We start from the raw sequence: 17,372 nt of genomic DNA on the forward strand, positions 1-17,372 counted from the left end.
AGTCTCTTTCTCTGTCTGCTCGCAAGTGGGGCCTCAAGCCGCGCGCGAGCGCCGCCTGCTCCGCCTGCTCCAAGTAGCGGAACACTGCAAGCTACCCGTCCCCGCCTCATTCGGCGTTTGGTGCTAGAGCAGCACCCCCGAGCGGACTTCAACCTGCGCTACCTGATCACCAGCGTGGGACATCATGGACACCAACCCCAGGTGCTGGAGGAGGAGGCGCAAGGGGGAGCCTTCAGCTACGGCAACTCCTTCACGTGCATGTCGGCCCAGGTTCCCTTCCGGCCGCCGAGGACGACGAACCGGCCCGTCGTGCGCGGAGTTCAGACAGCCACCGTCGTGGGCCCCGCAGGCGAGGAGATCCACGTCGACGAGCATGGGCGGGTGAAGGTGCAGTTCCACTGGGATCGGGAGGGCAAGCACGATGACAAGAGCTCATGCTGGGTGCGCGTGAGCCAGCCCTGGGGCGGCGAGATGTGGGGCGCCATGTTCATTCCGCGCATCGGCCAGGAGGTTGTTGTCGACTTCATCGAGGGAGACCCGGACCGGCCACTCATCACCGGGCGGGTATACAACGGGCTCAATCCCACGCCCTACCCTCTTCCCGAAGAGAAGACCAAGAGCACCTTCAGGACGAACACCTCCCCGGGTGGTGAGGGCTTCAACGAGCTGCGCTTCGAGGACAAGAAGAGCCAGGAGCAGGTCTTCATCCACGCGCAGCGCAACATGGATGTCCACGTCAAGAATGACTCCATGGAGAACATCCTGCACAACCGCCACCAGACCATCGGAAGCAACGGGAAGGATGGGAAGGTGGGTGACCAGAACGAGCTGATCTATCGGGACAAGAGCCTCAAGGTACACCGTCACAGCCAGGAGCACATTGGCGGGGATCTGAAGCTGCATGTGGGCGGTATCGACGGTGAGGGCAATCAGGACGTCATCATCGAGGCCGTGCGCAAGGAGAAGGTGGGTGCGGACAGCCACCTCACGGTGGGCGCCAACCGCAATGAGAAGGTTGGAGAGACCTGGTCCATCACCGTCGGGCAGGATCTCCAGGTGAAGGCGGGTGCCAACCATGCGCTGGAGGCGGGACAGGAGATCCACCTCAAGTCGATGAACATCATCATCGAGGCGGGCGCGGGACTGACGCTCAAAGGGCCAGGCGGCTTCATCACCATCGACGCGGCGGGGATCTCCGTCTCCGGGACGATCATCAACCTCAACAGCGGAGGCGCGGCCCTGAGCGGCAGCGGAGCCTCCCCCACCGAACCGGCGCTGCCCGCGGAGGCGCAACCCGTCGAGCCGACCCCCGCCGACAAGGGGCGTCCGTAAAACCCGGGAGGAGGCACGACAATGGCGAGGAAGAACGCGGTGGAGCGGCGGCTCGAGCTGCTGCACGACCAGTGGACGGAATTCGCCCAGCAACCCGAGGCACGCCTGCTGCGCTGGGTGGTGGAGCCGGACGAGGTGCGGATGGTGGAGGCCTTTGTCCGCAAGGAAGAGGATGAACGGACGGGGGAGTGTCCGGACCTCTTCATGCGATTTGACGAGCCCTTCGAGGACGCGGAGCGGTACGGGCACTCGCTGCGTGAGGCGATGGTGAAGCGGCTAGAGGAGAGCCGGGCCGGGTTGGAGAAGGAAGGGGCCGTGTGGCAATGCCCACCGGTGGTGGAGCGCGACACAGGCCTGGAGTCCTTCCTGCGGGCATGCGGCTCGCTGCGCCACCACTACGAAGGGGTGTGCGAGCATCTGGTGGCGGTACTGGTGCCGGCGCGGGTGGAGGAGGCGAATGCCTGGCGGAAGTGGCTCGGCGGCGCAGTGCAGCAGCTCCAGGGTCCGCACGTGCGACTGGTGGTGCTGGACGATGCGCGCACGCGGGAGCTGGAACCGCTGGCGAAGGACCTGCCGGGCAAGATCGTGACAGTGGCGGCGAGGCTGGACATGGCTCGGGCGATGGAGGAGCTGTCACAAGAAGCGGGACACCTGGACACGCCAGGAGGGCGCTTCCGCGACCTCCTCGTGCGCATGAGCACCGCGGCCACCAAGGGGGACGTGGGCAAGGTGGAGCGGCTGGGAGAGCAGGCCGTGGCACTGGCCAGGGAGCAGGGCTGGCACCCCCTCGCGGTGGCTGCGCACTTCGTGGTGGGCGGCGCGCTGCTGGGCACGAAGCGGCACCAGGAGGCGCTTGCCCACTACCAGAAGGCAGAGGATGCGGCGACCGAGGCCCAGAGCCAGGGAGACACGCAGGGAGCCATCCTCCGGCTCAAGTCGCGCATGGGGCGGGGCTGCGTGCAGGTCACGGCGGAGCAGTACCCACAGGCCGCCGTGCTGTACGAGGAATCGGCCCCCCTGGCGTGCGAGCTGAAGGATGCGCTCATGGAGCTGGAGTGCTGGCGCATGGCCAGCTGGTGCTGGGAGATGAGCAAGGAGTGGGAGCAGGCATGGGCCTGCGGAAGACGGGCCTGGGAGGTGGGCCTGGGCATGGAAGCGCGGGCTCGCGCGGGCTCGACGCTGCCCTTCCTGGGTGAGGCGCTGGTGAGGTTGAGCCAGCAGCGACAGGGAGAGAGCACCGCACGGCAGATGGAGTCGGAGGTGGTGTCGGTGCTGGGCGAGGACTGGCGGCCGAAGACGTCCGCCGTGGGAGGACAGCACGCATGATGCCCGCGGTGAAGCACCTGGATCCGGTGCTGGGAATCGATATCCACCTCATCATCACCCCGCCAGGCCCGGTGGTGCCCATTCCCCACCCCCACATCGGCCTCGTCTTCGATCCGTTCGACTACCTCCCGCTCATCGGCTCCACGGTCAACGTGAATGGCCTGCCGCGAGCGCAGGCGGGCACGGGAGGCGTCGCACTTCCGCCGCACTTCCCCATCGGTGGCGTCTTCGCCAGGCCTCCGGGCAACGAGAACGAAACCTTCATGGGGAGCTCCACGGTCGTCGTGGACGAGGAGCCCTTCACCTACATGATGCTGCCGGTGCTGAGCTGCCAGGACATCGGCATGCCCTCGCCGCCGCGCAAGAAGGGACCCGGGGCCAAGACGCTGCTGCTGCCCACGTCCATCGCGTTGTCCATTCCCGCGGGGCCACCGGTCATCGTGGGGGGACCGCCTACCATTTCCATGGCGGGCCTGCTCTCTCAGCTGGCGATCGGCGTACTGCTCAAAGGGCTGAAGAAGCTGCGCAAGTTGCAGAAGGCCAGCCGGAAGATGAAGGCCTTGTCCGAGCGCATCCACAAGGCGGCGGACAAGGTGATGGACAAGCTGGGGCTGGGTGAGCGCGCGCGCAATCGCGTTCACCGGGCCGTCTGTTCCTTGACGGGCCACCCGGTGGACATCGCCACGGGCAAGGTCCTGACGGAAGACACCGATTTCGTGCTCCCGGGGCCATTGCCCCTGGTCTGGCGCCGCGTCTGGTACAGCACCTCCACCCATACCGGCGAGCTGGGCCACGGCTGGCACCATTCCTACGATCTGGCGGTATTTCCCAGCGCGGAAGCCATCGTGGTGAGGCTCGATGACGGCCGGCACGTGCCCTTCGCGCCTCCGCTTCCGGGCGGCTCCAGCTGGAATCCGCAGGAGCGCCTCACCTTGAGGCTGGGGCCCTCCGGCTACGTGCTCCAGACCGACACGGGAGTCCGGTTCCATTTCCAATCCCCCTCCCCGAAACCACCAGAACTGGCGCCCTGGCCGCTCGTCCGCATCGAGGACCCTTGCGGCAATGCCATTTCCATCGAGCGCCAGTATGGCCGTATCTCGCAAATCATCGACAGCGCCGGACGAAGGTTGTCCTTTCAATGGGATGCCTCGTGGCGGATCTCCGCGATCCATGGCCCGGATCCCGCGAACCCGCAGCAACGCCAACCCCTGGTGCGCTACGATTACGACAAGGTCGGCGATCTCGTCGCCGTCCATGACGCGACCGGCGCCGCGCAGCGGTTCTCCTATCTCCATCACCTCCTGATCCAGGAGACCGGCCGGGACGGCATCTCGTTCTACTTCGAATACGATCGCCATGATCCCAGTGGTCGATGCATCCATACCTGGGGGGATGGGGGGGTCCTCGAGCGATGGCTCACCTATGATCTGCCGGGCCGGACCACGACCGTCCAGGACAGCCGGGGCGCGCGCACGACCTACGAATGGAACGAGCTGGGCCTCGTCACCCACCAGCTCGACGCGCTCGGAAACGAGCTCCGGTACACGTACGACCATGCCGGCGCCCACCTATCGCAGGTCAACGCCCTGGGTGAGCACACACACTACATCCGTGATGAGCACGGGCGGGTGGTCTGCATCGAGGAGCCTGCGGGAGTCACGACCCGCTTCACCTACGACGCACGCGGTGGCTTGACGGAGGTTCTCTCCCCGGACGGAAGCAAGAGGTGCCGCGCCTACGACGAACGCGGAAACCTGGTGGAGGAGAAGGAACCCGGAGGCGCCGTCTGGCGTTACGAGGTGGATGCACGCGGACTGCGCACCAAGGAGGTGGATCCCAACGGAAACACCTTCACCTACTCCTGGGACGCCGCGGGGGATCTGACTGTCATCCAGGACCCGCTCGGCCAGCGGACCGTGAGACACCACGATGCCCTGGGACGGCTCGTCAGCAGGAAGGATGCACTCGGCCAGGAGACGCGGTTCGAGTACGACGCGGCCGGCCGGCTGACACGCCTCGTGGAGCCAGGCGGCACGGTGCGGCTGTTCAGCCATGACGCCGCCGGACGCATCATCAAGCAGACGGACGCGCTGGGACACACCCGGCATCACCTGTATGGACCCCTGGGCCGGTGTGTCGCGACGCTGGACGAGACGGGCGCCCATACCCGGTTCGAGTACGACAAGGAGCTGGAACTCATTGGCATCCGCAACCCGGCCAATCACGAGTACCGGCTGCAACGGGACATCCTCGGCCGCATCGTCGAGGAGGACGCCTTCGGCCGGCGCCATCGCTACACGTACGATGGAGCCAACCGGCTCGTCTCCAGGACGGACGCGCGCGGCCTGAGTACCCGCTACGAACATGATCAGCTCGGGCGCTGCACGAAGCGGGTCCGCGACGACGGTCAGGAGGAGACCTTCAAGTACGATCTGGCCGGGCGCTTGCTCGAGGCCAGGAACTCCGCGACCCGGGTGTTGAGGAAATATGATGGAGCGGGCCGCCTCGTGGCCGAGCGCATCAACGGCGAGGAGGTCCGCTTCGAGTACGATGCGGCCGGCAACCGGGTTGCGCGTGGGTCATCGCTGGGTCACCGCCTGAAGCTGACCTATGACGCCTGTGGCCAGCTCGCCGAGGTCGCGGAAGCCAGTGGTCCCCTGCTCCGGATGCGGCATGACGCGCTCGGCCGGGAGAGCGAGCTGCGGTACCAGGGAGGAGCGGTCCGGCGCCGGGAGTACACCCCCGCGGGCCGGTTGCGCACCAGTGTCATCAGCCGGGAGAGCGAGCCGCTCACCTACTCCGCCTATTCCTATGACGCCGCCTCCCAACTCAAGGCCTTCGGGGATGAGGCCTCCGGAGGCATCCAGCTCACTCACGATGACACCGGCCGTCTGGTCCGCGCCCGCTACGCGGACCAGACCGAGGAGCTCTATTCCTACGATACCGCCGGCAACAGGCTCGGGGCGCCCGAGGGCAAGCTCCTCGCCGAGGGCCCCTGTGAGCTCACCCAGGAGGTCTTCCAGCTCCGGTATGACGAGGACGGAAACCTGACGGAGAAGCAGACGCCGAAGAGCAGGCTTTCCCATGACTACAATGCGGCGGGCCAGCTCAGCCGCACCGTGGTCACCCCTGCCTCCGGTAACAAGACGCAGGTGGAGTACAGCTACGATCCATTCGGGCGTCGTGTGCTCAAGCGCGTGCGGGAGGGCACCCAGGTCGAGGAGGTCGTGTTCCTCTGGGACGGGGACGTCCTGCTCGGCGAGAAGCGAACCGCCTGGCGTGAGGAGACGGAAGGTCCGGCGACGGGCTCCCCCCCGGCGGGAGGAACCCTCTCCCGGAGCACGCGGGAGTTCCTGTCACAACCCGGGAGCTTCGAGCCCCTGGCAGTCTTCGAAGCGAAGCAGTGCTACTTCATCGAGTCCGATGCGAATGCGACGCCGAAGCTGGCGATCGACACGGCGGGCCGCGTTGCCTGGCGGGCCGAGTTGTCTGGCTTTGGGATGGTACGCAGGCGCACGGAGCTCTCGGTGGATGTGCCGCTGCGCTTCCCTGGACAGTACGAGGATCGGGAGACGGGACTCTTCTACAACCGCTTCCGCTATTACGACCCGGCCCTGGCGATGTACATCAGCGCCGATCCGCTGGGCTACCAGGGGGGCTTGAACCTCTGGAACTATGTCCCAAGCCCGGCGGACGGCCTCGACCCGTACGGGCTGGTCCACGAGAGCACTCCCGGGTATTCCGTCTACGGCCTGTACGATCCACCCGGACCTCCCACGGAAAAGCCCTACTACATCGGCATCAGCAATGATGCCAACCGGCGATTGGATGAGCACATCGCCGACGGCCGGTTAGACCCCACGGCGCAGCAACGGGGCGGCGGACTCATCGAACTCGATGGCGGCGTCTCCTATGGTACCGCCCGTGGCTACGAGCAGGCCTATATCGATCACCATGGAACCCGGACGGGCGAGATCGGAGAACCTGTCTCCGCGAAGAACCGGGGCAACAAGCTCAATTCGTTCGTGGACAACCCAAACCGTCCTCCCGCCAGGCAGGCGCACTTCGAGCGCGCCCGCCAGGAGAAGATGGACAAGCTGGCGAAGAGCAGCACGGTGTGCAGTTGAGGAAAGGAGAGGAGTGACGATGGGATGGTTCGACTCCGCTGGACACGAAGGTGCCGTGCTGGGTGACGAGGTGCTGGATGAGACCTACGCATTCCTGCGCAAGCTGTCGCGGATGTACGAGGGGGCCCTTGGGCGGAAGATGACCTGCGAGGAGTTGCAGGTGCTCTTGGAGACGAGTCTGCGGGCCAATGCCGATGACACCCTCTTCTCGGGGTTCGAGGAGCGCAAGGTCGCCTCGGTCCAGATCAAGACCGCCAAACGTCCGAAGCGGCAGACGTACAAAGCCGGAGACGTGTTCGCCATTCCCCTGAAGGACGGGCGCTTCGCGTTCGGACGCATCATGGAGGCCGGAGGCTCCCACGGCGAGATCGTGGAGGTCTTCAAGGCCACCTCGCGCAGTGCCGTTCCCACCTCGACCATCCTTGAATCCGGACGGCTCTTCCACCCCGTCCATGCCAATGGCACACGGGCCTTCCGGGATCTGGCCTACCCGATTGTCAGCTCGGACCCGGACTATGCACCGGAGGACCTGGACAAGCTCGAGTTCCTACTGGGGGTTCCGGGTGACTACAAGATCAGGACCGGCTCCAAGTACCGCCCCGTCAGCAACGAGGAAGCAAAAGGAGTGGAGCGAGCGGGCCTCTGGACCCACGAATCCTTGACGGCGCGTGTGGAGGAGGCCCTGGACAGGAAGTGAACGGCGACTACCGGCCGCGAGCGGCGGGCAGCGCCGAGGCCCCACGCACCTGGGCCGCACCCGCCTCCAGCGCTTCAATCCGCTTGCGCTGACGGTGACGGAGGATCTTCTCGTAGGCCAGGTTCAGCTCGCGCATCTTGGCCTCGGAGCCACCGCGGTCCGGGTGGCGCTCGAGCGCCAGCTCGCGGAAGCGGGCCCGCACCACCTCGGGCGAGTCCGAGGGCGACACCCCCAGCACCCGGTACGGATCCTGGTCGTCGATGGCCGCCAGCCACGCCTCCAGCCGGTCCTTCACGGCCAGGAACTGGGCGTCCCCGTCCGTCTTCTCCTTCACCGGGTGGGTGCGCATCTTCGCGTCCGCGCGGAAGACGTCCGTGTAGACGCTGGAGACCCAGCGGTGGCACGAGCCGCAACGGAAGTACTTGACCCGTGGCCCCGAGTGGCCCGTCATGCGCACACCGCAGTGGGTGCACTCGACCTCCACGTTCTCCAGGGTCCGCCAGTTCCAGCTCGTCGCAGCCGCCGCGCTCATGGTGCTCTCGACCTCTCCGTTCAGGCGCTACAGGCCTGTAGTGGGTGTCAAGGTCCCACGATCCGATCTCCCGTCAAGAAATCTGCAACCAGACGGTCGCGCTGGTAGAAGCCGGGGGATGCTCGACAAGACGATCGCCTTCCTCGGCGCCGGCAACATGGCCGAGGCGCTCATCAAGGGGCTGCTGCGCGCCGGCAACGCGAAGCCCGAGTCCCTCATCGCCACCGGGCGCCGGGGGGATCGGCTGGAGACGCTCCAGCGCACCTACGGGGTGCGGACCACGACGGACAACCTGTCCGCGGTGCGCGAGGCGGACGTGGTGGTGCTCTCCGTGAAGCCGCAGGCGCTGGACAAGGTGCTCATCCAGGTGGCCACGGCGGTGGATCCGGGCAAGCTCATCATCTCCGTGGCGGCCGGCGTGCCCATCGCGGCCATGGAGCGGCGGCTGGGGGCCGGGGCGCGCATCATCCGCACCATGCCCAACACCCCGTCCCTGGTGGGCATGGGCGCCTGCGCGCTGTCCCCGGGCGAGCACGCCAGCGAGGCGGACCTGGCGGTGGCCACCCGCATCTTCCAGTCCGTGGGCACCACCACCGTGGTGGACGAGAACCTCCTGGACGCCGTCACCGGCCTGTCCGGCAGCGGCCCCGCCTACATCTTCCTCATCATCGAGGCCCTGTCGGACGCGGGCGTGAAGGTGGGCCTCCCCCGCTACACCGCGCTCAAGCTGGCCGCGCAGACGGTGTTGGGCAGTGCACAGCTGCTCATCGAGACGGGCGCCCACCCCGGGCAGCTCAAGGACCAGGTGACGAGCCCCGGGGGTACGGCCATCGCCGGCCTGCATACCCTGGAGGCAGGCGGGCTGCGCACCACCCTCATCAACGCGGTGGAGGCCGCCACCCGGCGGGCCAGGGAGCTGGGGGAGCAGTTCCTGGAGAAGTCCTAGGGCTGGCTTATACTGGGGGGCATGAAGATCACCCCGCTCGACATCCGGCAGAAGCGCTTCGAGACGGCCCTGCGCGGCTTCTCGAAGCGGGAGGTGGAAGCGTTCCTGGAGCTCATCGCCGGCGAGTTCGAGGAGGTGGTGAAGGAGAACATCGGCCTGAAGGAGGAGCTCAAGCGCACCCAGCTCAAGCTGGAGCAGCACCTGGAGCGCGAGCGCACCCTGCAGGAGACGATGGTCACCGCGCAGCGCATCAGCGAGGACATGAAGGCCGCGGCCAAGAAGGAAGCGGAGATCATCCTCGCGGACGCCGAGCACCAGGCGGAGAAGATCGTCCACGGCGCGCACCAGCGGCTGGTGCAGGTGGTGGAGGACATCAACGAGCTGAAGCGCCAGCGCGCCCAGTTCGAGTCCCAGGTGAAGTCGGTGGTGGAGGCGCACCAGAAGCTGCTGGAGACGTTCAGCGGCCGCACCTTCGCCGACAAGGACTACGCCCGCGTGGAGGACAACGTGGCGTACCTCACGCAGAAGAAGGCGCAGAACGCCGATTGACCCATGGGTGCTCCCTGGGTGAAGGAAGTGCCCGGCGCGGTGGAGCTGGCCGTGGTGGTGCAGCCGAGGGCCTCGCGCACGCGCGTGGTGGGCGAGCACGACGGCCTGCTGAAGATTCAGCTCGCCGCCCCACCGGTGGATGGCGAGGCCAACGCGGCGCTGCTGGAGTTCCTGGCGAAGCAGCTGGGGGTACCCAAGCGGCAGGTGAGCCTGGTGTCGGGTGACACCTCGCGTCGTAAACGGGTGCGAGTCGAGGGGCTTGGCGCGGCACACGCCGAGGCTGTTATGTCTGGAGCCACGTGAGGCTCCCATGCGCCACCTGCTCCTGCTCCTGATGCTGTTGCTGGCCCCGCTCGCGCGGGCGCAGGAGCTCACCCTCCCCACGCCGGAGGCCGGCCACGCCAATGGAGGCGTGGAGCCGGCGATGGTGCCCCTGCCCCGCCCGGCGCTGGTGGTGGGCGAGGTGGCCACGCCGCGCTTCCGGCTGCTCTACACCGTGAAGTCCGAGGGCTCCGCGCGCCAGCTGGCCGGCGGCATCGAGTCCATCCGGGACGGCTTCGTGAGCGTGCTGGGGCGGGACTGGCCGGGGGTGACGGAGATTCGGGTGGGCGTGGGCCGCGAGGAGTTCGAGGCGCTGGCGCTGCCCGGGGGAGCGCCTCCGGGCTGGGCGGTGGCGCTGGCGTACCCGTCGCACCGGATCGTCCTGCTCAACGCGCTGACGATGGCGGGCCCCGAGGGCATGGTGACGCTGCGGCACGAGCTGGCGCACGTGGCGCTGGGACAGCTGGCGCGCGGCTGGCCCCGGTGGTTCCAGGAGGGCCTGGCGCAGAACCTGACGGGCGAGAACTGGTCCATGACGCACTACGCGACGCTCTTCCGGGCGGTGAAGCAGGAGAAGGTGTTCCGCTTCGAGCACCTGTACGACGCGTGGCCGGACCTGCCGTCGGACGTGGAGATAGCGTACGCGCAGAGCGCGGCCTTCGTGGCGTGGCTGTCGGCGAAGTACGGCCCGGAGGGCATGGGCCGGCTGGTGGACGAGGTGGCCACGGGCCAGCCCTTCGAGCAGGCCTTCGGCAAGGCCTTCAAGTCGTCGCTGTGGGTGGAGGAGATGGCGTGGCGCGAGGGGCTGGCGGCGCGCTATGGCTGGCTGCCGCTGACGACGAGCTCCTCGCTGCTGTGGCTGGGGATGACGGGGCTGGTGGTGGCGGCGTACGTGCGGCGGCGCAAGCAGAAGGAAGAGCACCTGGCCGAGATGGAGGCGCGGGACGAGGCCGAGGAGGCGGAGCTGCGCGCGGCCCTCGAGGCGGAGCTGGCCCAGCAGCGCGCCCTGCAGATGCCCCCGCCGCCACAGCCGGTGGACGGGGTGGAGGGTGCGGACGCGCCGAAGCCGGCGGACGCCCTGGCCCCCGAGTGGAACGAGCCCGTGGAGCCGAGCGTGACGAACGGCCAGGAATTCGAGGACGACGAGGAAGGCGAGCCGCGTCCGCCCAAGCCGACAGTGCATTGAAACGGGGGCCGCGCCGTGTCCTTCCGGTGGGAAAAAACCTGCCCACGGAAGAGACCGCGCGCCCCACGGCCCTGCCCTTTGCGCGGGCTCGGCGAAAAAACTACAGCCCGCCGGGACTCCCGGCGCCCAGGAGCTGAGCCAAACGGCTGATTTCACTGTCCACGCGCGACGAGCGGTCGTTGGCAACCGGCTTGCTTTAGACGGCGCCACGAGAGCGGAGGGCAGCGGAATGGTGGAGCGGGCACGGCGGGGAGCAGGGGTGGCGAGGGTGTTCGCGGGGCAGCCGGAGCGGCTGGCCGCGGCATGGCGCCGGGTGCGCTTCGCCGAGGCGCGCAAGGACGGGGGGCCGCCGCGCAACCAGTTGGACAGCGTGGTGGAGCCGTTCATCCGCGAGGTGGGGAAGAAGCTGGAGGGCAAGGAAGGCAGCCCGTGGAGCCGGACGCGCGCGGTGCTGAGGCTGGCGCCGGGGCGTGGGGTGCGCGCGCTGCACGAGGAGTTCGCGGCGCTGCGCCGCTGCCTGGTGGACGCGGTGGAGGCGCTGGGGGGAGGCGACACGGAGCGGGCGGTGGTGAACCAGGCGCTGGACGAGGCGGTGGACTCGTCGGTGGCGCTGATGGAGCGCCTGGGCAATCCGCTGGCGCCGAGGCCGAGGGTGCCCTTCGCGGGCCTGGTGGTGCAGATCTTCGAGAAGCAGCCGGTGGCGATTCGCGAGCGGCCCTCGGTGAGCGAGGAGCACGAGCGGGTGGCGATGCATTGAGTTGAGGGGGGTGCCGACCCGTCCGGCTTGACTGCTCCAATGCTGGGAGGAGTCCGAGGGCCGACGGTTGAAGGGGGCGCGCTGACGGGCCAATTGGGGGGCCCGAGGCGCGAAAAGGGGGCGTGTTCCCGCGCGGGGGTGCGGTGAGCGCGCAAGGAGTGGCCGTTGGAAGCCGCGTGAATGGGGGTTCACGCGCCTCGACGGCCGGACGGGTCGGCGTTGTTCTCCGGGCGGACGCGTACGTCGGTATGCGTCCGCCCGAGTCTTTTCAGACTTCGCGGACGTCAGGCTTCACGGAGCCGGAGGCCAGTCATGCCCGCGCGCTCCATGGCCAGCTTGACGCGCTCGGTGAGGATGATGGCTCCCGTCCATCCCCAGGGACGGCAGATGCTGAGGTCTCCCATCCTGGCCGGGTCCACCTTCAATCCACTGACATTCTGATACTTGCCGACCAGTTCTGGCTCTCCATCCTCGGGCCTCCAGTACGACACCTCCTCGCATCGGGCGTCATCGATGCAACGGATGACGTTCAAGACATTGAGAATGAAGTAAGGCTCCGTGTGCCCTTCCACTTGAGCTGGAATGAATTGGACCTCGTTTCCAAGCTCCAGCTGCTCGAAGAGTGAGACGAAACGCTCGGTCACCACGGGCGTGGCAAGCTCGGTCAGACTGAAATCCAGCGGAACGCCGGGATGGGCGATGCCGAGAACGGGCCGCCCATCCAGATGAAGCAGTGTCCCTCTCTTGAATTGCCAGGGGTCCAACTTCCGCCCATGGTCATCAATGTCTGTCTGATACAACACCCAACGGCACGGCACACTCATTTCGTCCCACAGCTCGAAATAACGCGGAGGAGCGCCCATGGCTTGATCCTGACCGCTCAAACTCCCGTGAACCTGGTGCCGGTAATGGCCGCATCTTCCATCGCCAGTTTGATGCGTTCGGAAACAATGAGGGTAACCGTCCACCCCCATGGACGGAAGATGTTGGAATCTCCCACTTTCGTCGGATCCACTCTTAAACCTCTTATATTTCGATACTGGCCCAATTTGTCCGGGCGGTTGTCCTTGGGCAGCCAGTAGAGAACCTCCTCGCAGCGAGCATCGTCAATGCAGCGGATCACACGGAGGGCATTGAGCAGAAAGTAAGGCTCGGTGAAGCCATCCACTCGAGCCGGTATGAATTGCACCTCCTGCGCAAGACCCAGGTGCTCGAAAAGAGAAACGACGCGGCTATTGACCAACGGCACCGTCAAGCCAGTCAGACTGAAATCGAGAGGAGCTCCTGGGCGGACCATTCGCAGCACTGGCGCAGCCTCCAGCTTGATGACCTCTCCATCCTTGAATTGCCATGGATCTATCTCTCGCCCATGCTCATCTACGTCGGGAGCGCTCAAGTGCCACCGCCCAGGGACGTACAGGTCATCCCACAAATCGAAATATTGCATCGGAGAATTCATGGCTTTTTTGTGAGAAGCTTATTGAGCACCGATCCTGGCTTGCAGATGTCAGCTGCAATCTGATCGAGTTCCTCTACGATTTTGGCCCGGCACTCAACCTTGCCTCGGCATCTCCCAAGCGCAGTCTCCAAGCGAGTGTAGATTTCTTGGTGGTATGCCTCGGGATGTGGACCCTGATGGGCGATGAGATAAACGATATTCGCCGGGTCATCCAGGCTCATGGCAGCACGAGCGAAGAGAATCTCGAAGCGAGGCGTCCAAGGACCGCCGCTGACATCTGATATATCGTTCTTATTCGTGGCGAGGTGATGTGCCTTGGCCTCGCCTTTGTCCGAGGCATCCCGGCAGGCACCTGACGTCCGAGCGGAAGTGACTGCAGCAGAGACAGCGGTGGCCGCCGTATTCGCGGACACGCCCATGAGGACCACCGTGCCGTTCGCCACGTTCACCTGGGCACGGGTCCCCCCCCCTACTGAGAAACCGCCCCGAGCGCCCCCTCCCGCGAAAGCGAAGCGTGGAGGTGAAAAGCGTGCCCACATCCCGCCCTTTGGCACCTCCGGCAACCCCTTGGCCAGCTTCGCCCCGGCCACCGTCACCAGCACGCGCAACCCTACTCCCCCGATTGCCCTACCAAAGCGCTCGGCGGCGGCCTCGAGTTGCTCCTGCGTCCTCGCCGCCTCCGCCTCCCGGTAGAGGTTCAGGCATGCCAGACCCACGGTGTAGAGCTCCGCCGCGCTGTAAGTCAGCAGCAGGCCCAACGTGATGGCTCCAGCCAATGCCTTGCTGAACACTGGCTCGGGCGCGGCCCACGCCGCCATGTACAGCATCATGGACAACGCCATGGAATACGCGACGGTCGGTGAGCTGAGCAGTTCCACGGCCGCCGCGCGCACGCCCTCGTCCATGTAGCGAGGTGAGAGTTTGAGTGCATGGAACCACCGGCTGCTCTCGAGGGAAGACAGCAGCGGCATGGACGGAGGACCGTATAGCTGCGCGTATGCCTCACGCACACGTCTCTCCAGATCAGACAAACGTGCGCCTGGCGATGGTTCCGAGAAAAGGTCCACCGTCACCGTGGCCCGAGGACGTCCCGACTCAAAGGACCTGACCGACCGTGGCATGGGCATCTGGAATGCCGTCTCCAGGGCCTCCACGAATGCCCGTGCATCCTCCACTGCGAGCCGTGCCAGGGCCGGGTCCGGCCCGAGCGGCTTGAAGGTGAGCTCGAGCCCATGGCCATACGTGGGGCTGTGGTGTCCGCTGACCGCCACGCCCTCCAGCACGGAAAGGCGTGACTCGGATTCAGGTGAAGCGGCCCGGGCCCACCGCGGCACCAGCAACAGCAGACCCAGAGCGAGAACCAAACGCGGAGACATCAGTGCGCGTCCGCCCACGTCTTCCCCGCCCCCACCTCCACCTTGAGGGGCACCTTGAGCTGCATCACCGCGTTCATGCACCGGCGCGCCAGCTCCTTCACCTGCTCCACCTCGGCCTCCGGCGCCTCGAAGAGCAATTCGTCGTGCACCTGCAGCAGCATCTGCGTGCGCAAGCCCTGCTTCCGCAGTTCCTCGTCCACCGCCAGCATCGCCTTCTTGATGAGGTCCGCCGCCGTGCCCTGGATCGGCATGTTGATGGCGGCGCGCTCGGCCGCCTGCACCACCTGCCGGTTCTTCGCGCGCAGGTCCGCCATCGGCCGGCGCCGCCCGAAGAGCGTCTCCACGTACCCCCGCTCCCGCGCCACCCGCACCGTCTCCTCCAGGTAGCGTTTGATGCCCGCGTAGCGTTTGAAGTAGCGCTCGATGATGTCGCGCGCCTCCTCGTCCGGGATGTTCAGGCGCGTGGACAACCCGTACGAGCTCAGGCCGTAGGCGATGCCGAAGTTCACCGTCTTCGCCACGCGGCGCTGATCCCTCGTCACCTGGTCCTGCGCCACGCCGAAGATCTCCGCCGCCGTGCGGCTGTGGATGTCCTCGTCCCGGGCGAAGGCGTCGATGAGCACCGGATCCTCGGCGATGTGCGCCAGCAGCCGCAGTTCGATCTGGCTGTAGTCCGCCGAGACGAGCTGATTCCCCTCCTCCGCGATGAAGGCCCGGCGGATCTCCATTCCCAGCTCGGTGCGGATGGGGATGTTCTGCAGATTCGGATCCGACGAGGACAGCCGCCCCGTGGCGGTGGCCGCCTGGTGGAAGGTGGTGTGGATGCGCCCGTTCCTCGCCAGCTCCGGCAGCGTGTCCAGGTAGGTGCTCTTGAGCTTGGACAGCGAGCGGTACTCGATGATGGCGCGCGGCAGCGGGTGCACCTCGGCCAGCTTCTCCAGCACCTCCTGATCCGTGGAGGGGCCCGTCTTCCCGCGCTTGAGGACCGGCAGCTCCAGCTTCTTGTAGAGCACCTCGGCCAGCTGCGGGTTGGAGCCCACGTTGAACTCGGTGCCCGCGAGCGTGTGGATCTCCTTCACCTTCGCCTCGCAGTCCGCCCCCACCTTGTCGGAGATCTGCCGCAGCACCTTCACGTCCACCTTCACGCCGCGCGACTCCATGCGCGCGAGCAGCGGCACCAGCGGCAGCTCCAGCTCCCGCGCGAGCTTCGCCAGGCCCAGGGGCTCCAGCTCCTCCCACAGCCCGGGAGCCAGTTGCCGCGCCGCTTCCGCCCGGAGCGCGTACGCCAGCGCCACCTCCTCGGGTGTGTACTCCTTCAGCGCACGGGCCTTGCGGCCACTCGTGGTGGGCAGCTCGGGCAGGTCCACCTGGAGCCGCTCGCGGGCGAGGAACTCCACGCTGTGATCCCTCCGCGAGGCATCCAGCAGGTAGCTGAGCAGCTCGACGTCGTCCTCCCCTCCCCTCAGCTGGATTCCCTCGCGGTTGAGCAGCAACCAGAGGGCCTTGAGATCATGCCCGCCCTTCTTCACCGCCACGTCCTCCAGCACGCCCTGGAGCGCCGCCTTGAAGTCCGCGGGCCGCACCTGCTCCACGCCGAGCCCCTCGTGCGCCAGCGGCACGTAGCGCGTGGTGCCGTCCTTCAGCGCCACCCCCAGGCCCACCAGCGACGCGGCGAAGGGCAGACCCTCGTACGCGGGCACCAGCGTCACCGCGCCCGCCTCGCGCACCGCCGTGGCCAGCGCCTGGAGCGCCTCCTTCGTGGTGACGATCTCCGTCTTCGCCGGCAGCTTCGCGGCAGTCCTCGGAGCCTCGCTCGCGCCCGTGCCCTCCGCGGCGGCCTCTCCTCCCGTGGCGGCCTTCGGCGGCAGCTCGCGCAGCAGCGCGGAGAACTCCAGGTCGGTGAAGAGCTGGCGCAGCTGCTCGTCATGCGGCGGCTGGCGCTTCAGCTGCTCGATGGACACGTCCAGCTGCAGGTCCGTGCGGAACGTCACCAGGTCTCGCGCGCGCAGCAGGCTCTCGCGGTGCGCGGCGATGGCCTCGCGCATCTTCGGCTTCTTCACCTCGGAGAGCCGCTCGAGCATCGCGTCCACGGAGCCGAACTGCGTCAGCAGCTCCACCGCCGACTTGGGGCCGATGCCCGGCACCTTGGGGACGTTGTCCACGGCGTCGCCGATGAGCGCCAGGTAGTCGCGCATCTGCGTGGGCTCGATGCCCAGCCGCTCCTTCACCTCGGCGGGGTCCGTGTAGCGCTCGTTCTGCGGATCGTACAGGTGCACGTCCTTGTCGACGATCTGCACGAAGTCCTTGTCGCCGGTGACCACCAGGACGCAGAAGCCCTCGGCCGTGGCGCGCCGGGCCAGGGTGCCAATCACGTCATCCGCCTCCCAGCCGGCCACCTCCAGCACGGGCAGGTTCAACGCCTCCACCACCTGGCGGATGAAGGGGAACTGCTGCGCCAGGTCCTCCGGCGTCTCCTTCCGGTTGGCCTTGTAGTTGGGATCGATCTTCTGGCGCTCGGCGCGGCTCTCCTTGTCGAAGGCGAGCGCCACGTGGGTGGGCTTCAGCTCCTTGAGCGCCTTGAGCACCTGCCGGGTGAAGCCCAGGGTGGCGTTGGTGGGCACACCCTTGCGGTTCGTCAGGGGGGGAATCGCGTGATAGGCGCGGAAGATGAAGCTGGAGGCGTCGATCAGGACGAGGCGGGACGAGCCGCCCGGAGGGCTGGGAACCATAGGTCCCCGGCCATAATCGAGCCCCCGCGCCCTGT

Annotated in this window: 14 protein-coding genes; 9 read left to right on the plus strand and 5 right to left on the minus strand. The window is 67.0% G+C overall.

Annotated elements, in window-relative coordinates; genetic code table 11:
* Positions 1 to 120 precede the first annotated feature (120 nt).
* From tssI to AC16DP_RS02800, 4 genes are read left to right on the plus strand one after another with little or no spacing between them, the layout of a single operon-like run.
* Entirely contained in the window at positions 121 to 1,332 is a 1,212-nt protein-coding gene (tssI, locus tag AC16DP_RS02785) for a type VI secretion system tip protein TssI/VgrG (RefSeq protein ID WP_329732165.1), read from the plus strand.
* Positions 1,333 to 1,353: 21 nt separating this feature from the next.
* Complete coding sequence (locus tag AC16DP_RS02790; RefSeq protein ID WP_329732164.1) at positions 1,354 to 2,658, plus strand: tetratricopeptide repeat protein; 1,305 nt, start codon at positions 1,354 to 1,356, stop codon at positions 2,656 to 2,658.
* A complete protein-coding gene (locus tag AC16DP_RS02795; RefSeq protein ID WP_329732163.1) occupies positions 2,655 to 6,785 on the plus strand; it encodes a DUF6531 domain-containing protein in 4,131 nt (1,376 codons plus the stop codon). Before AC16DP_RS02790 ends, AC16DP_RS02795 begins: the two co-directional genes overlap by 4 nt.
* Positions 6,786 to 6,804: 19 nt before the next feature.
* A complete protein-coding gene (locus AC16DP_RS02800) occupies positions 6,805 to 7,482 on the plus strand; it encodes an Imm26 family immunity protein (protein ID WP_329732162.1) in 678 nt (225 codons plus the stop codon).
* Positions 7,483 to 7,489: 7 nt separating this feature from the next.
* Here the strand turns inward: AC16DP_RS02800 and AC16DP_RS02805 are convergent, their stop codons facing one another.
* Entirely contained in the window at positions 7,490 to 8,014 is a 525-nt protein-coding gene (locus AC16DP_RS02805) for a J domain-containing protein (protein WP_329732161.1), read from the minus strand.
* A gap of 118 nt (positions 8,015 to 8,132) precedes the next feature.
* On the opposite strand from AC16DP_RS02805, the gene proC reads away from it, so the two are divergent.
* From proC to AC16DP_RS02830, 5 genes are all read left to right on the plus strand, one after another.
* Positions 8,133 to 8,960, plus strand: coding sequence for a pyrroline-5-carboxylate reductase (gene proC, locus AC16DP_RS02810; protein ID WP_329732160.1), 828 nt, complete (start codon positions 8,133 to 8,135; stop codon positions 8,958 to 8,960).
* Positions 8,961 to 8,981: 21 nt separating this feature from the next.
* A complete protein-coding gene (locus AC16DP_RS02815; protein ID WP_329732159.1) occupies positions 8,982 to 9,509 on the plus strand; it encodes a DivIVA domain-containing protein in 528 nt (175 codons plus the stop codon).
* Positions 9,510 to 9,512: 3 nt separating this feature from the next.
* Positions 9,513 to 9,812 (plus strand): DUF167 domain-containing protein, encoded by a 300-nt coding sequence (locus tag AC16DP_RS02820; protein WP_329732158.1) that lies wholly within the window; start codon positions 9,513 to 9,515, stop codon positions 9,810 to 9,812.
* Between the two features lie 7 nt (positions 9,813 to 9,819).
* Positions 9,820 to 11,016: a peptidase MA family metallohydrolase gene (locus AC16DP_RS02825; protein WP_329732157.1), complete on the plus strand. Its 1,197-nt coding sequence runs from the start codon at positions 9,820 to 9,822 to the stop codon at positions 11,014 to 11,016.
* A gap of 259 nt (positions 11,017 to 11,275) precedes the next feature.
* Complete coding sequence (locus AC16DP_RS02830; RefSeq protein ID WP_329732156.1) at positions 11,276 to 11,773, plus strand: hypothetical protein; 498 nt, start codon at positions 11,276 to 11,278, stop codon at positions 11,771 to 11,773.
* Between the two features lie 284 nt (positions 11,774 to 12,057).
* Here AC16DP_RS02830 and AC16DP_RS02835 read toward each other — a convergent pair whose 3' ends face one another.
* From AC16DP_RS02835 to polA, 4 genes are read right to left on the minus strand one after another with little or no spacing between them, the layout of a single operon-like run.
* A complete protein-coding gene (locus tag AC16DP_RS02835) occupies positions 12,058 to 12,636 on the minus strand; it encodes an imm11 family protein (protein ID WP_329732155.1) in 579 nt (192 codons plus the stop codon).
* Positions 12,637 to 12,653: 17 nt separating this feature from the next.
* Positions 12,654 to 13,220 carry an imm11 family protein gene (locus AC16DP_RS02840; protein WP_329732154.1) on the minus strand — a complete coding sequence of 189 codons (567 nt, stop codon included), beginning with the start codon at positions 13,218 to 13,220 and terminating at the stop codon, positions 12,654 to 12,656.
* A gap of 8 nt (positions 13,221 to 13,228) precedes the next feature.
* Entirely contained in the window at positions 13,229 to 14,608 is a 1,380-nt protein-coding gene (locus AC16DP_RS02845) for an AHH domain-containing protein (protein WP_329732153.1), read from the minus strand.
* Entirely contained in the window at positions 14,608 to 17,337 is a 2,730-nt protein-coding gene (gene polA / locus AC16DP_RS02850) for a DNA polymerase I (protein ID WP_329732152.1), read from the minus strand. The genes AC16DP_RS02845 and polA overlap by 1 nt, the downstream gene beginning before the upstream one ends.
* Between the last annotated feature and the right edge of the window lie 35 nt (positions 17,338 to 17,372).

This window comes from Archangium sp. (assembly GCF_057119385.1).

Bases quoted from the DNA above. Each gene is read 5' to 3' on its own strand.
- AC16DP_RS02790 (WP_329732164.1), top strand. From the start codon at position 1,354: ATGGCGAGGAAGAACGCGGTGGAGCGGCGGCTCGAGCTGCTGCACGAC.
- AC16DP_RS02795 (WP_329732163.1), top strand. From the start codon at position 2,655: ATGATGCCCGCGGTGAAGCACCTGGATCCGGTGCTGGGAATCGATATC.
- AC16DP_RS02800 (WP_329732162.1), top strand. From the start codon at position 6,805: ATGGGATGGTTCGACTCCGCTGGACACGAAGGTGCCGTGCTGGGTGAC.
- AC16DP_RS02805 (WP_329732161.1), bottom strand. From the start codon at position 8,014: ATGAGCGCGGCGGCTGCGACGAGCTGGAACTGGCGGACCCTGGAGAAC.
- proC (WP_329732160.1), top strand. From the start codon at position 8,133: ATGCTCGACAAGACGATCGCCTTCCTCGGCGCCGGCAACATGGCCGAG.
- AC16DP_RS02815 (WP_329732159.1), top strand. From the start codon at position 8,982: ATGAAGATCACCCCGCTCGACATCCGGCAGAAGCGCTTCGAGACGGCC.
- AC16DP_RS02820 (WP_329732158.1), top strand. From the start codon at position 9,513: ATGGGTGCTCCCTGGGTGAAGGAAGTGCCCGGCGCGGTGGAGCTGGCC.
- AC16DP_RS02825 (WP_329732157.1), top strand. From the start codon at position 9,820: ATGCGCCACCTGCTCCTGCTCCTGATGCTGTTGCTGGCCCCGCTCGCG.
- AC16DP_RS02835 (WP_329732155.1), bottom strand. From the start codon at position 12,636: ATGGGCGCTCCTCCGCGTTATTTCGAGCTGTGGGACGAAATGAGTGTG.
- AC16DP_RS02840 (WP_329732154.1), bottom strand. From the start codon at position 13,220: ATGCAATATTTCGATTTGTGGGATGACCTGTACGTCCCTGGGCGGTGG.
- AC16DP_RS02845 (WP_329732153.1), bottom strand. From the start codon at position 14,608: ATGTCTCCGCGTTTGGTTCTCGCTCTGGGTCTGCTGTTGCTGGTGCCG.
- polA (WP_329732152.1), bottom strand. From the start codon at position 17,337: ATGGTTCCCAGCCCTCCGGGCGGCTCGTCCCGCCTCGTCCTGATCGAC.